At 53.0% G+C, this 14554-nt stretch carries 15 protein-coding genes; 11 read left to right on the top strand and 4 right to left on the bottom strand.

Going from position 1 to position 14554, the window contains the following annotated elements:
- Nucleotides 1-156: 156 nt before the first annotated feature.
- Nucleotides 157-1359 (bottom strand): L-lactate MFS transporter, encoded by a 1203-nt coding sequence (locus tag E4Z61_RS17985; protein ID WP_135323939.1) that lies wholly within the window; start codon nt 1357-1359, stop codon nt 157-159.
- A 251-nt stretch (nt 1360-1610) separates the two neighbouring features.
- Nucleotides 1611-2315, bottom strand: a complete 705-nt coding sequence (locus tag E4Z61_RS17980) for an autotransporter outer membrane beta-barrel domain-containing protein (protein WP_135323938.1) — start codon at nt 2313-2315, stop codon at nt 1611-1613.
- 157 nt (nt 2316-2472) lie between these two features.
- On the opposite strand from E4Z61_RS17980, the gene tag reads away from it, so the two are divergent.
- On the top strand, nt 2473-3054 hold the full coding sequence (gene tag / locus E4Z61_RS17975) for a DNA-3-methyladenine glycosylase I (protein ID WP_135323937.1): 582 nt from the start codon (nt 2473-2475) through the stop codon (nt 3052-3054).
- Entirely contained in the window at nt 3032-3472 is a 441-nt protein-coding gene (locus tag E4Z61_RS17970) for an N-acetyltransferase (RefSeq protein ID WP_135323936.1), read from the top strand. The genes tag and E4Z61_RS17970 overlap by 23 nt, the downstream gene beginning before the upstream one ends.
- Here the strand turns inward: E4Z61_RS17970 and E4Z61_RS17965 are convergent.
- Entirely contained in the window at nt 3441-5774 is a 2334-nt protein-coding gene (locus E4Z61_RS17965; RefSeq protein ID WP_135323935.1) for a molybdopterin guanine dinucleotide-containing S/N-oxide reductase, read from the bottom strand. The two genes, E4Z61_RS17970 and E4Z61_RS17965, sit on opposite strands and share 32 nt — an antisense overlap.
- 159 nt (nt 5775-5933) lie before the next feature.
- Between E4Z61_RS17965 and E4Z61_RS17960 the strand changes: the two genes are divergently transcribed.
- The 6 genes from E4Z61_RS17960 (at nt 5934) to ghrB (ending at nt 11858) form a co-directional block, all read left to right on the top strand.
- A complete protein-coding gene (locus E4Z61_RS17960) occupies nt 5934-6596 on the top strand; it encodes an OmpA family lipoprotein (protein WP_135323934.1) in 663 nt (220 codons plus the stop codon).
- A gap of 113 nt (nt 6597-6709) precedes the next feature.
- Nucleotides 6710-7726 carry a LacI family DNA-binding transcriptional regulator gene (locus tag E4Z61_RS17955; protein WP_135323933.1) on the top strand — a complete coding sequence of 339 codons (1017 nt, stop codon included), beginning with the start codon at nt 6710-6712 and terminating at the stop codon, nt 7724-7726.
- 100 nt (nt 7727-7826) lie between these two features.
- Nucleotides 7827-8576 (top strand): sugar phosphate isomerase/epimerase family protein, encoded by a 750-nt coding sequence (locus E4Z61_RS17950; RefSeq protein WP_135323932.1) that lies wholly within the window; start codon nt 7827-7829, stop codon nt 8574-8576.
- A 3-nt stretch (nt 8577-8579) separates the two neighbouring features.
- Nucleotides 8580-9518 carry a sugar kinase gene (locus E4Z61_RS17945; RefSeq protein WP_135323931.1) on the top strand — a complete coding sequence of 313 codons (939 nt, stop codon included), beginning with the start codon at nt 8580-8582 and terminating at the stop codon, nt 9516-9518.
- Nucleotides 9519-9580: 62 nt separating this feature from the next.
- A complete protein-coding gene (locus tag E4Z61_RS17940) occupies nt 9581-10861 on the top strand; it encodes an MFS transporter (RefSeq protein ID WP_135323930.1) in 1281 nt (426 codons plus the stop codon).
- 22 nt (nt 10862-10883) lie between these two features.
- Nucleotides 10884-11858 carry a glyoxylate/hydroxypyruvate reductase GhrB gene (ghrB, locus tag E4Z61_RS17935; RefSeq protein ID WP_135323929.1) on the top strand — a complete coding sequence of 325 codons (975 nt, stop codon included), beginning with the start codon at nt 10884-10886 and terminating at the stop codon, nt 11856-11858.
- Between the two features lie 58 nt (nt 11859-11916).
- On the opposite strand, the gene E4Z61_RS17930 is transcribed toward ghrB, so the two are convergent.
- Nucleotides 11917-12627, bottom strand: coding sequence for a DUF3053 domain-containing protein (locus E4Z61_RS17930; RefSeq protein ID WP_135323928.1), 711 nt, complete (start codon nt 12625-12627; stop codon nt 11917-11919).
- Nucleotides 12628-13004: 377 nt separating this feature from the next.
- On the opposite strand from E4Z61_RS17930, the gene E4Z61_RS17925 reads away from it, so the two are divergent.
- The 3 genes from E4Z61_RS17925 to cueP all read left to right on the top strand — a co-directional run bounded on the left by E4Z61_RS17925 (nt 13005) and on the right by cueP (nt 14516).
- The gene (locus E4Z61_RS17925; RefSeq protein WP_135323927.1) at nt 13005-13295 is read left to right on the top strand and encodes an HTH-type transcriptional regulator; all 291 of its coding nucleotides are present in this window, start codon (nt 13005-13007) and stop codon (nt 13293-13295) included.
- 281 nt (nt 13296-13576) lie between these two features.
- Entirely contained in the window at nt 13577-13789 is a 213-nt protein-coding gene (gene cspE, locus E4Z61_RS17920) for a transcription antiterminator/RNA stability regulator CspE (protein ID WP_004126446.1), read from the top strand.
- 187 nt (nt 13790-13976) lie between these two features.
- The gene (gene cueP, locus E4Z61_RS17915; protein ID WP_135323926.1) at nt 13977-14516 is read left to right on the top strand and encodes a copper-binding periplasmic metallochaperone CueP; all 540 of its coding nucleotides are present in this window, start codon (nt 13977-13979) and stop codon (nt 14514-14516) included.
- The last annotated feature ends 38 nt before the right edge of the window (nt 14517-14554 follow it).

Here is a 14554-nt window from a genome sequence, read left to right as displayed (position 1 = left end):
GGGCAGGTGAAAGATGCGACAACGGCAGATTATGAAATGTCTACGAGCGCGGGTAAGTAGACCACAGGTAAGCGCAAAAGTGCTTATAGAGAATGCAAATGGCGCATATATTTTTGTAAATATATGCGCCAGGTATTAATCACTTCACTAACAGAATCAGGCGTGAGCCTCAGTAAATACGCTACGCTGAGGCTGACGAATGGTGGTAGACAGCGCTAACGAAATGATTAACAGCGCGAAGATGACACAGAAGGTCACATAGAAGCCGCCAAACAAGGAGGCGATAATAGACCCGCAGATGCTGCCAATCCCGAAGCCAAGATAGATAACCCCATAATTTTTTGCCAGATTATTCAGACCAAAGAATTCACTCACCAGGGACGGGAACACGGTAATCGTGCCGCCAAAGTTAAAAGCGACACAAGCAATTGCCGCAAAGAAGGTCACTTCGTTCAGCGGAGCGAACAACAGGGCTGCCATACCGACCAGCGAGACAACCTGGCCAATAGTGATAACGCGAATACGGGAAATCTTGTCAGACAGGATACCCAGCACCAGACGACCTGACAGGTTCGCGATAGAAATCACCGTCACCGCATTGGCTGCCGTCGCTACATCCATATGCACCAGACTTTGCGCAATATCTTTCGCCACGCCAATCACATACAGCCCGCTCATGCACGCGGTCAGGAACATCACCGACAGCATCCAGTACTGCGGTTTACGCATAGATTGCGCCAGAGTGTAGTCGTTCTCTACCACGCCATTAACCGCTTTAACTTCCTGATTAGGTGCATCTTTCATTAGCGTGGAGCCAAAGACAATCATCACCAGCACGATTGCACCCCAGATCATAAAGGTCTTTTCCAGGCCCACGGTACTCAGCAACTGGCTGTCGATAAATTTAAAACCAAGGCTGCCCAAGCCATAAGAGCCAATAGCAAAAGCGGAAATCAGCCCTTTACGCTCAGGGAACCATTTCACGCAGTTGGAGAGCGTTAACAGGTAGCCTGCGCCGTCTGCCAGCCCGACCAGCACACCCGCGCTCAGCCACAGCATAATCAGACTGTCAGAGTGTGCGGTTAAGAAGAAGCCCACGCCCAGCAGGATACCAGATGCCATGGTGACGCGCTTCACGCCAAAGCGTTCCTGAAGTTTCCCGGCAACGGAAGAAGAGATCGCCAGGCCCAGGCTCAACAGGCCAAAGGAGAAAGCCACCTGGCTGACCGGCGCATCCAGCTTCGAAGAGAGCGCGCCATTAAACAGGCTCCAGGTGTAAACCGAACCTAATGCAAATTGGGTAATGATGGTGCCGATCAGGGTCAGCCACCGGGTACGCTGATAATCAGAAGTTTTCATGGCAGTATTCCTGCATAAGCAAAATGGGAAATTCTCTGCCGACAACCATACCGAAGTGAATTTATGACCTGGGGAAAACGGCATGAAGTGCCATCAGAACGGAATGAAATGCCTGGATTGCGGAATGAATGACGAGACAAAAATCCAGAGAACTGAATTTTTTCACACAAGTGAGTACACGCTATCACTGAGACGCGTGTGATTATTGATACTGATATGTAGCAGAGTTGTTTTATTGACGCATATCTGCGTTAAAATTTAGCGCTCACTCCCATGGTGTACATATAGTCACTGTTATTGGTGCTATTTTCCGCCTGTGAGAGTGCGGCGTACGCCGCCATGTGCGGATTGAGCAGCATATCGGCACCCACGGTAACATCCAGCCAGTTGCCGTCCTGGCTTGTCGCCGTCATCCTGCTGAGGCCCGATTGCGCCTTCCAGATATTCTCGCCAAACTGCTGGTTATAGCTAATTTGCGCCCACGGTCGAACATCGCCAAACTGCGAATCGACTCGCCAGCCCACAGTACTGACGCTGGCATGCCATAACGGATCGGTCTGTGTGACGGACGTCGCACTGTCGCCAAATTCGTTATAGGTAGACGTTGCCGAACCGTCATAATGCACGGCAGCAACCGGGCCGGTTGTTACCTGTCTGGACACGGGGAAATTCCAGCCCATACTCATACCGCTGGTCGCATCCAGCGTCGTTTGGTCCGCGAGGTTCACCACGGGACCCGCCACGTTCTGTGTGGAACGAATGCGTTCTTCAAGTATGTCGTTATAGCGTGGTTGGTGATCGCTGTCCCATGTATAACGTTCAGCCGTATGACCTGACATAGCATCAACGATATATTCTTGTTGCCAGCCATAGGCCGTATTGGTAAACAGCGCACAGACTACGACGCTCACCAGAAGACTGAACCTCTGGCGACCACTACTGTTTCTTATAATCATCAACGCGACTCCAGAAAAGAGCCGAATTCGGCGATATTATTGTCATTGTGTGAAGGATACCGGGCCATCAGCCCTGTATTAAATATTGTCTTTTTAGCGGGCGCGTCAAGGCGAGCCGAATGAAATTTTTACGCCAGTAAAAACAGCGAGGAAGAATATGCAGCGTTGCGGCTGGGTCAGTCAGGATCCACTATACATTGCCTATCACGACAAGGAGTGGGGCGTCCCCGAAACCGACGGTCAAAAGCTGTTCGAGATGATCTGCCTGGAGGGCCAGCAGGCGGGATTATCCTGGATAACCGTACTTAAAAAACGAGAAAACTACCGCCATGCTTTTCACCATTTCGATCCTGTCGCCGTTGCGGCAATGACCGAAGACGATGTGGAAAGGCTGATGCTGGATGCCGGTATTATTCGTCACCGCGGAAAAATCCAGGCCATTATCGGCAACGCACGATCATATCTGGCGATGGCGCAAAACGGTGAACCGTTTAGCGAATTCGTCTGGTCATTCGTGGATAACCAACCGCAACTGACGCGCGCCGCCAGCCTGAGCGACATCCCCACTTCAACCCCTGCGTCAGACGCGCTTTCAAAAGCATTAAAAAAACGCGGGTTTAAGTTTGTCGGCACCACCATCTGTTACTCCTTTATGCAGGCATGTGGTCTGGTCAACGACCATGTCACCGACTGTATTTGCTACCCAGGGGGTCAACATGATTCGCCAATCAACGCCTGACGATCTGGCGCCGATTCTGGCGCTGTGGATGGAAAGCACGATTTATGCCCACCCGTTTATCGAAGAACGCTACTGGCGCGAGAGTGAGCCCATCGTGCGCGACGTCTACATGCCCGCCGCACAAACCTGGGTTTGGGAAGAAAAAGGGGAGCTAAAAGGCTTTGCCAGCATAATGGAAGAGCGTTTTTTGGGCGCGCTGTTTGTGGCACCAGCGGCCATCAGAAATGGGATCGGCAAAGCGCTGGTGCAGCACGTTCAGCAGCGCTTTCCGTTACTCAGCCTTGAGGTCTATCAGAAGAATCAATCGGCGGTGAATTTCTACCATGCGCTGGGTTTTCGTATTGAAGACAGCGCATGGCAGGAAGAGACACATCATCCCACGTGGATTATGAACTGGCGGGCGGATCAAACGCCGTAAGCGTCAGCGCGGGGCCGGTGTACTTTTCCAGCCACGCCAGCGCAGTGTTGCCCGCACAGCCATTCCCCAGCCTCGAGCTGGGGAGATCGCAAGTCAGCACATTCACTGCGCCATTCTTACAAATGCCACCGGCGGACGGGTCCAAATCCGGCCACGCCCCTTCGTGAATACAAATCACCCCCGCTTTGATGCCTGCCGTCACCACCGCTCCGGCCAGAATTTGCCCGCGATGATTCCATACCCTGACCGTGTCACCCTCGGCAATTCCCCGCGCCTTCGCATCCAGCGGGTGGATCGTCACCGGCTCGCGATCCGCCACCGCATACTGTTCGCGTAACGCGCTGTAATTCAACTGGCTGTGCAAACGGTGCGCCGGATGGGCCGAAAGTACCTGTAGCTGCTCGGGTTCAGCATTGCCGAACCATTCTTCCGGCTCAAGCCACATCGGGTGGCCCGCACAATCCGCATAGCCGTAACCGGCAATCTTTTGCGAGAAGATTTCGATTTTGCCACTGTCCGTTTTCAGCGGATGCGCCTGCGGATCGCGGCGAAAATCAGCAAAGCGAATAAACTGTGCGTTGGCGGAATTTTCCGGCATTTCGATGAGCTGATTGGCTTGCCAGAACGTCGTGAAAGGCGGCAACGTCACCTGCTGACTGGCCCCACGCTGCCCGGCAATATTGTAAAAAGTCTCCAGCCATTCCATCTCGTTTTTGCCTTCGGTAAACCGCTCATAACCGCCCTCTTCCCAGCGTTCACTCAGTTCGGCAAAGACATCAAAATCATTGCGTGCTTCATCCTGCGGCGGCACAACCTGCTTCATCGGCACCAGGTGCTGGTTGCTGTAATCGCCGGTCATGGTCAAATCATTACGTTCAAAAGAGGTGGTGGCGGGCAATACAATATCGGCATGCTTCGCCGCAGCAGTCCAGAAACACTCTGAGATCACCACCAGTTCCGGCTTCTGCCAGGCGCGAATCAAACGATTGGTGTCCTGATGATGGGTGAAATTTGCCCCGCCCGCCCACCACAGCATACGGATGTCAGGAAAATGGCGATCCATACCGTTGTGCTGGTAAAAACCATCGGGGTTCTCCAGTGCCTCAACAATGCGCGCCACCGGGATTTTATCCACCGCGTCGGTGCCGCCTTTAACGCTGCCCTGCATTGAAGCAAGCACTGCGGCGCGACGCGTCGGATTGCCGCCGTTAGCAAAATGATAGGAAAGTCCAAAACCACCGCCAGGCGTGCCAATTTGCCCGATCATGGCGGCCAGCGTGACGATCATCCAGTGTTTCTGCTCGCCGTACTGCTGGCGCTGCATACCCCATCCGGCCATCAGCATGGTGGTATTTTGGTGAAATATCGCCGCAAGTTCGCGTATTTTTGTCGCGGGTATACCGCAAATCTCCGCAGCCCACTCTGCCGTTTTTGCGATGTCGTCAGATTTGCCCAGCAGATAGTCGGCAAACCGATCATAGCCTGTGGTACAGCGGGCAAGAAACGCCTCGTCGTGCCAGCCGTTTTCCACCAGCGTATGGGCAATACCGAGCATCAGGGCAACATCGGTTCCCATGTGCGGGGCGATCCACTCCATCTTGTCACCAAAGAAATCGACGCTCTCCGATCGCATTGGATCGATGCAGATCAACCGTTTTCCACTGTTTCGCAAGGCTTCGAAGTACTTTAGTCCCTGTTCGTCGGAGGCATTCCAGGCAATCTTCAAGGTATTGAGCGGATTAGCACTCCATAACACCACCACGTCGCTGTGTTCCAGCACCACGGGCCAACTGGTCTGCTGCTGATAGACTTCGTTCCCGCCCACTACGTACGGCATGATGGCCTGCGCTGCTCCCGTTGAATAATCCCCCAGATGGCCGGTATAACCCCCCGCTAACGCCATATAACGCTGCAGCAAGGTCGCAGCTTTGTGTAACACGCCGTTCGAACGCCAGCCGTATGAACCGGCAAAAATTGAGGCCGGACCGTAGCTTTCGCGAATGCGTTTATGCTGCGTATGGATCAGATTCAGCGCCTCATCCCAGCTCACGCGAACAAATTCATCTTGCCCGCGCACGCCCTGCGGGTTCTCCGGCGAGGCGAGAAAGCCTTTACGCACCATCGGGAAACGCACCCGCGTTTTACTGTGTACCTGGTCGCGCACCACGCTTTGTAACGAGTTGGGTTGTGAGGTGGGTAGAGCCCCACGAGAGGAGAAAACGGTGTCGCCATCAGTTTCAACAAGAATAGGCCCCCAGTGGGCGGCGGTTAATACCGAGTAATGTGCGGGTGAATTAGCCAAAATGGCGCTCCTGAATGCGATGTGACGGCTTATTTATTATGCCGTTCAATGTTACTTACAAATTTCAGAGTCTTCCCTGGAATTTTCTTCATGTTCACACGTCATAATCAACCGCCACGGTCGCTGTGGTAAAGAATAAAAAGTCATTAAGGAATTAAGATGAAGAAACGTGTATTTGTGATTGCTGCCATCGTGAGCGGCGCCCTGGCGGTTTCCGGTTGCACCACAAACCCGTATACCGGTGAGCGCGAAGCGGGTAAATCCGGCATGGGTGCGGGTATTGGTTCGCTGGTAGGCGCAGGTATTGGCGCTCTCTCCTCGTCGAAGAAAGATCGCGGCAAAGGTGCGCTGATTGGCGCTGCCGCAGGGGCTGCCGTTGGCGGCGGTATCGGTTACTACATGGACGTGCAGGAAGCAAAACTGCGTGAAAAAATGCAGGGAACCGGCGTGAGCGTGACGCGCAGTGGCGATAACATCATTCTGAATATGCCAAACAACGTCACCTTCGACAGCAGCAGTGCCAATCTGAAACCAGCCGGTGCAAACACCCTGACCGGCGTGGCAATGGTGCTTAAAGAGTACAACAAAACCGCAGTCAACGTGTTGGGCTTCACCGACAGCACGGGTAGCCAGGATCTGAATATGCGTCTGTCACAGCAGCGCGCAGATTCCGTCGCCAGCTCGCTGATCACTCAGGGTGTGGAAGCCAACCGTATCCGCACCCGCGGAATGGGCCCGGCAAATCCGATCGCCAGCAACAGCACTGCGGAAGGGAAAGCGCAGAACCGTCGCGTAGAGATCACCTTAAGCCCGATTCAGTAAATCGTTGTGCCGGGTGGTGGCATTCCCCCCACCCGGCCAACATCCGGTATGAAGCGCTTGCCATCGTTGATTTTCACGCTAAGGTGTTCACACTAAATCCAGGGAAATCAGCGATGAGCAAATCAACACGTGCCACCATCAGCGACGTGGCAAAAGCCGCAAAAACGGGTAAGACCAGCATTTCACGCTACCTCAACGGTGAAAAGCATCTGCTCTCCGACGCGCTGCTGGCCCGCATTGAACACGCCATTGCCGATCTCGACTATCGCCCCAGCCTGATGGCGCGAGGCCTGAAACACGGTCGCACCCGCCTGATTGGCCTGATAATCGCCGATATTACCAATCCTTACTCCGTCAATGTGCTAAGCGGTATCGAAGCCGCCTGTCGAGAAAAAGGCTTTACCCCACTGGTTTGTAACACCAACAACGAGGTGGACCAGGAGCAGCATTATCTCGACCTGCTGCGCAGCTACCAGGTGGAGGGGATTGTGGTGAACGCCGTTGGCATGCGCGAAGAAGGGCTGAACCGCCTGCAACAGTCTGCACTGCCGATGGTACTGATTGACCGTAAGATCCCGGATTTCGCCTGTGATATGGTCGGTCTGGATAATACTCAGGCAGCGACGGTTGCCACTGAACACCTGCTTGAACAAGGGTTTGAAGCTATTCTGTTCCTCAGCGAGCCGTTGGGTATGGTAAATACCCGCCGCGAGCGTCTGAGTGCTTTTCGCGCCACGCTGGCGCAATATCCTGGCGTTATCGCCGAAAATGCTGAGGTTCCACTGACGGACAATACGCAACTGGACGCCACCCTGCGCCAGTTTCATCAGCAGCATCGGGGAATGCGTAAAGCCATTATTTCTGCCAACGGTGCGCTCACGCTGCAGGTAGCCCGCTCACTGAAACGTATTGGCCTCAACTGGGGCAGTGACATCGGCCTGCTCGGTTTTGACGAGCTGGAATGGGCCGAGCTGGCAGGCGTCGGTATCACCACATTAAAGCAACCCACATGGCAGATTGGCTACACCGCCGTTGAGCAGGTTGTACGCCGGATCGATGGCGGCTCAGATGCCATTCAGGAACAGGTTTTCTCTGGCGAATTGATCGTTCGCGGCTCTACCGCCCGCTAAATTTCCTTCGTGATGGTGATCATAAATTCGACATCATTGGCTTTTCTTTGGAACCGGTTCCATCTAGCGTTATAGCAAGAACGTAAGTTTTGGAGTTTCCATGAAAAGAAAAATTATGGTGGTCACCGCCGCCTATGGCTACGACCAGGTACGTGCTGCTGGTGGGCAAACCGCCATGCTGCCCGTCATTGCTGAAGCTGGTGCAGACGGCGTCGAAATTCGCCGCGAGATGCTGACCAACGCCGAGTTAAAAACGCTGCCAACGATGGCCTCCGCCATTGAAATTTTCGGTCTGCTGGCCTGCTACTCAGCCCCGGAACCACTGTTCCTCGAAGATGGCAATCTTAATCCTCGCCTCCCAGAGTTACTCCTGGAAGCGCAAGCCCTGCAGGCGCTGTGGTTAAAAGTCTCCCTCGGCCATTTTTCCCATAGCGGACAGTTTGACGTTTTGCGTGAATGGTTGGACAACAGCGGAATGGAACTGGTTGTCGAAAACGATCAAACGCCCTGCGGCCGTCTGCAACTGATGCAGCGCTTTAACGAGGCCTGTCAGACACAGAACCTGCCAATATCCCTGACCTTCGATATGGGTAACTGGCTGTGGGTTGGAGACTCTCCGGAAGAGGCAGCACAGCACCTGGCCCCAGCCGTTGGATATATTCATGTAAAAGCCACCGCACCGCATCGCGACAGTTACCGTGCCGTGCCTCCTGATCAAGCGGAGCCACGCTGGCTGGCGCTGTTAGACAAACTGCCCGCAGATGTTCCACGTGGCATTGAGTTCCCCCTGGAAGGGCAAGATTTGACGGCGGTGACCCGTCACTACGTCGATCTGTTACGGAAGGAGTAATGCATGAAAAATTCACTGGATGTCGTCACCATTGGTGAGGCGATGGCGATGTTTGTCGCCACGCAAACCGGCGAGCTGGCAGATGTGGAGCCGTTTATCAAACGCGTCGCGGGCGCGGAACTCAACGTGGCGACCGGCCTTGCTCGTCTGGGCCTGAAGGTCGGCTGGGTGAGCCGCGTAGGTAACGACAGCTTTGGCCGTTTTATCGTTAAGTCGCTGGAAAAAGAAGGGATTGATGCGCAGGGAGTTACCCGGGACGGGCGCTACGCTACGGGCTTTCAGCTTAAATCTAAAGTCGAAAATGGAACCGATCCCATTGTGGAGTATTTTCGCAAAGGCTCTGCCGCCAGCCATCTCAGCGTTGAGGATTATCACGACGGATACTTTTCCAGCGCGCGCCATCTGCACCTGAGCGGCGTTGCCGCCGCGCTGTCTGCCAGTTCATATGAACTACTGGCACATGCCGCCCGCACCATGAAAGCCCAGGGCAAGACTATCTCGTTCGATCCAAATTTGCGACCGGTGTTGTGGAAAAGCGAAGCCGAGATGGTGGAGAAACTCAACCGGCTGGCATTCCAGGCTGATTGGGTATTACCAGGGTTAAAAGAAGGCATGATTTTAACCGGACAGCAAACACCAGAAGCCATCGCAGACTTTTATCTGCGCCACGGCGTGAAGGCGGTGATCATCAAAACCGGGGCTGATGGTGCCTGGTATAAAAGCAACAGCGGTGAGCAGGGTTGCGTTGCACCGGTGAAAGTCGACAACGTGGTCGACACGGTCGGCGCAGGCGACGGCTTTGCCGTTGGCATCATCAGCGCCCTGCTGGAAGGTTGCTCTCTGCATCAGGCGGTGACCCGAGGCAACAAAATTGGCGCACTAGCCATTCAGGTTCAGGGCGACAGCGAAGGATTACCCACACGTGAACAACTAGGGGAATAAACCCAGGCCGCTCTGTACCCTACATACAGAAGCGGCGTAACAGCATAATCAGAGGGCAGTCTATGAATAGCTCAACCAATGCAGCAAAACGCTGGTGGTACATCATGCCGATCGTGTTTATCACGTATAGTCTGGCGTACCTCGACCGTGCGAACTTCAGTTTCGCCTCCGCCGCAGGCATTAACGAGGATCTCGGCATTACAAAAGGGATCTCTTCCCTGCTGGGCGCACTGTTTTTCCTCGGCTATTTCTTCTTCCAGATCCCCGGTGCGATTTACGCTGAGCGTCGCAGCGTACGAAAACTGATTTTTATCTGCTTGATTCTGTGGGGCGGTTGCGCATCATTGACTGGCATGGTCAGTAATATTCCCATGCTCGCCGCCATTCGCTTTATTCTCGGTGTCGTAGAAGCTGCCGTCATGCCCGCAATGCTGATTTATATCAGCAACTGGTTTACCAAATCTGAGCGTTCACGCGCCAACACCTTCCTGATCCTTGGCAACCCGGTCACCGTGCTGTGGATGTCAGTCGTTTCCGGTTATCTGATTCAGGCGCTTGGCTGGCGTGAAATGTTCATCATTGAGGGCTTTCCGGCTGTCATCTGGGCGTTCTGCTGGTGGGTACTGGTCAAAGATAAACCGTCCCAGGTGGGCTGGCTGACGGAAGCCGAAAAAAGCGCGCTGCAGGCACAACTGGAAAAGGAGCAGCAGGGCATTAAGGCTGTACGTAACTACGGTGAGGCTTTCCGCTCACGCAATGTGATCCTGTTATGTATGCAGTACTTTGCCTGGAGTATTGGCGTCTACGGTTTTGTGTTGTGGCTACCGTCCATCATCCGCAGCGGCGGCGAAAATCTGGGTATGGTGGAAGTGGGCTGGCTTTCCTCGGTCCCGTATCTGGCTGCGACTGTAGCTATGATCCTGGCCTCTTGGGCTTCCGATAAGCTGCAAAACCGTAAACTGTTTGTCTGGCCGCTGTTACTGATCGCCGCTTGCGCCTTTATCGGCTCCTGGGCCGTTGGCGCAGACCACTTCTGGGTTTCTTACACCTTGTTGGTGATTGCGGGTGCGGCAATGTACGCCCCTTATGGTCCTTTCTTTGCCATCATTCCTGAAATGCTGCCGCGTAACGTCGCTGGGGGCGCCATGGCGCTAATCAACAGTATGGGCGCGCTAGGCTCATTCTTTGGTTCCTGGTTTGTCGGCTACCTCAATGGCACCACCGGCAGCCCGTCCGCCTCGTACATTTTTATGGGGGTAGCGCTTTTTGTCTCAGTGTGGCTAACTTTAATTGTTAAGCCTGCTAATAATACCCAAATTCCGGTTGGCGCACGCCCCGCTTAAACATTAACTTACGGAGATTCGCATGAAGCCGTCCATTATTCTCTACAAAGCGTTACCTGACGATTTACTGCATCGCCTGGAAGAGCATTTTTCTGTGACTCAAGTACCTAACCTGCGACCGGAAACGGTCGCACAGCACTCGCAGGCCTTCGCCAGTGCGGAAGGTCTGCTGGGTTCCAGCGAAACCGTCAATAGCGCCCTGCTGGAGAAAATGCCCAGATTGCGTGCGACCTCAACGATCTCTGTAGGCTATGACAATTTCGATGTCGATGCGCTTAACGCACGCAACGTCCTGCTGATGCACACGCCAACCGTGCTGACCGAAACCGTGGCTGATACGGTGATGGCGCTGGTGTTAAGCACCGCTCGCCGCGTGGTTGAAGTGGCTGAACGTGTGAAAGTGGGAGAATGGACCAAAAGCATCGGACCGGATTGGTTTGGTACGGATGTGCACCACAAAACGCTGGGAATAGTCGGCATGGGCCGCATCGGTCTGGCGTTAGCACAACGCGCCCATTTCGGCTTTGGCATGCCTATTCTCTACAATGCACGCCGCCAGCATAAGGAAGCGGAAGAGCGCTTCAACGCGCGCTACTGCAATCTGGATACGCTGTTGCAGGAATCGGATTTTGTCTGTCTGATCCTGCCGTTAACGGAAGAGACTCATCATCTGTTTAGTACCGAGCAGTTTGCCAAAATGAAGTCCTCCGCCATTTTCATTAACGCCGGACGTGGCCCGGTCGTGGATGAAACCGCGCTGATTACCGCGCTGCAAAGCGGGGAAATTCATGCCGCCGGTCTGGATGTGTTTGAACAGGAACCGCTGCCAGTGGACTCACCGCTGTTGTCGCTGCCAAACGTGGTGGCAGTACCGCATATTGGTTCAGCAACCCATGAAACGCGCTACAATATGGCGGCCTGTGCGGTGGATAACTTAATTGATGCGCTGCAAGGGAACGTCGAGAAGAACTGCGTGAACCCGCAGGTGGCAGGATAAAAAAATGCCGGGTGGCGCTAATGCGTACCCGGCATTCTGTATAGCGTTATTGCGTGGATTACTGGGCTGCGTTTACCGCAGCAGTCCAGGCCTGATTAAATGCCTGATGCTGGGCTGCCAGCGGGCCAATCAGCGTATTGTACTGACTTGCCTGTTGTGATGTCGGGAACTGAATACCGTTCGCCACAAAGCTCACCTGCGTATCCTGCTGTGCGATAAAATCACCCACCTGTACCAGCTGCTGCGTGAAGATTTGCGCGGCAGGAATCAGCGGCAGTAACGCCTCTGAAGGTGCGGTCACGACTTTGCTGTAAACCTGATCAAAGACAGGCTTCAGATCTTCGCTTTGCTTCAGCGCACCATGTGCGGCATCTGCCTGCAGCTTCGCATTCTGCAGTTGTTGTCCTAACACGCCCAGCGCACCATTTGCCTGACGCAGCGGTTCACGCTGAGTCACATAATCCTGAGGAACACGGATGGCATTTACACTATCAACAACCGGGCGCAGACCGGAGTCCATCGCCTGATTTACCTGCTGTGAATAGCCATAAAGAATCGCGTAATCGGAGACAAACGGGCCAAACTGTTTTTTCTGATCGGCGGTCAGCGTCGGTAAACGCTCCCCGCTACGCATTGCAGTATTCTGCAGGAAATCGACAAACGCTTTGCGTTGATCGCCTTCTTTATCAAAACACCCACTCAGGCCAACTACCATTAAGAGCGCCAAAACAGGCGCAAACCAGCGAGAGCAGGACTTACCTGTCGCCATTTTAATACTCCTTCACCCAAAAATGCGCACAACGACACCCGCGTGCCTGACGATGACAAGGATAGTCCAGGTCAGCCCCGCAAGATACCCTTTCCGCGTAATCTTGTAGGGGAAAATAACTGTTTCTGCGACTCTGTGTTTTGCTAAACAATGCGCCATAAGCCGAGCGACGTAATATTTTCGTCATCTTTACAATTGCGTTTAGGCGATCGGAGATCCCGACCTTTATCAGGTCGTTAGCAAACGACAGGTTGCCCCCACGTTCCGCTGAAACGCATCCCCTGCGCAAACCTGACGCCCAGCTTCATTTTTTGCGACTATTCTTAATGAGCTTCGATGAAATTCACGATCCCGCTGTGTGATTTTAGGAGTCCTCAATGGAATATAAAGATCCTATGCTTGAACTGCTTAGCAGTCTGGAACAGATTGTTTTTAAAGATGTATCGCAGACGGTTACCCTGAAGCAAAAAGCCAACCCTTTTACTGAATTTGAACAGCTACGACGAGGGACGGGTTTAAAAACAGATGATTTTGCCCGAGTAATGGGTGTAACGGTCGCGATGGTTCATGAGTGGGAGTCTAAACGCGTAAAGCCTTCCAGCACCGAATTGAAATTGATGCGCCTGATTCAGGCCGACCCAAGACTAAGTAAACAATTGATGGATTGAGATATTTTCTGGTTTTTCTTCAGAATGGTCCTGCTAAAGGACCGTTCTGCCACCCGCTCCAGCAACAAAAAAGAAAATAGTAGTTGCATCCTCAGGCATAAAATGAGTTAATGCGCTCAACGGTTTGACGTACAGACCATTACAGCAGTTTAGTAAGGCAAGTCCCTTCAAGAGTTATCATTGATACCCTTCGTAGTGAGCATTTTCCTTTACTGTTAAAAAATCTGTAAAGCACGCCATATCGCCGAAAGGCACACTTATTTTTTAAAAGGTAATACACTATGTCCGGTAAAATGACTGGTATCGTAAAATGGTTCAACGCTGATAAAGGCTTCGGTTTCATCACTCCTGACGATGGCTCAAAAGACGTGTTCGTACACTTCTCTGCTATCCAGAACGAAGGCTACAAATCTCTGGATGAAGGTCAGAAAGTTTCCTTCACCATCGAAAGCGGCGCTAAAGGCCCGGCAGCTGGCAACGTAACCAGCCTGTAAGCTTAAAAAGCTAAAAATTCAAGATCCCTGCCAAACGGCGGGGATTTTTTTTATCTATTTTTCGCGATAAATCCCACCAGCAGGCTTCTTTGCATTACTTTACCCACCGCACCTTTGACCTTTCCCTAAGGGGAGGCTTTATAGTACGCCGACATATATTCCACAATTTTCACAAGGAATTGAAGCTATGTCGAAATCCTCGCTGCTGCTGTTATTAGGTTTACTCACCACAAGTAGCGTATTCGCTGCTACCCCGGAATCCACCTTTCTGGCGCAACACGGGCTGAGCGGGAAATCCGTTGAGCAAATCGTCGACGCCATTGACCAGTCGCCACAGAGCCGACCGCTGCCTTATTCCGCAGCCATCACCAGTACCGAGCTGAAACTCTCTTCCGGGGAGCAGGTTTATACGCTGCCGCTCGGTGAGAAATTCTATCTCTCCTTTGCCCCGTATGAATGGCAAACCCACCCCTGCTTCAACCACAGTCTTTCTGGCTGCAAGGGAGAAATGCCCGAGAAGACCTTTGATGTCAAAGTTACGGATAACAAGGGTAACGTTGTGGTGCAAAAAGAGATGACAAGCTATCGCAACGGTTTTATCGGCGTATGGCTGCCGCGCAATATGGAAGGTACGATTGAAGTCAGCTACAACGGCAAAAAAGCCACTCATGCCATTAAGACGATGAATGACAGCCAGACCTGTCTGACCGAATTGCAGTTGCGCTAACCGTAGAGATAAAAAAACCTGCCAGGCGGCAGGTTTTT

The sequence above is a fragment of the Citrobacter tructae genome (genome assembly GCF_004684345.1).
GTDB classification, from domain to species: Bacteria; Pseudomonadota; Gammaproteobacteria; order Enterobacterales; family Enterobacteriaceae; genus Citrobacter; species Citrobacter tructae.
The sequence above is the reverse complement of the archived record's forward strand: the minus strand, read 5'-3'. Positions and strand labels throughout refer to the sequence as shown.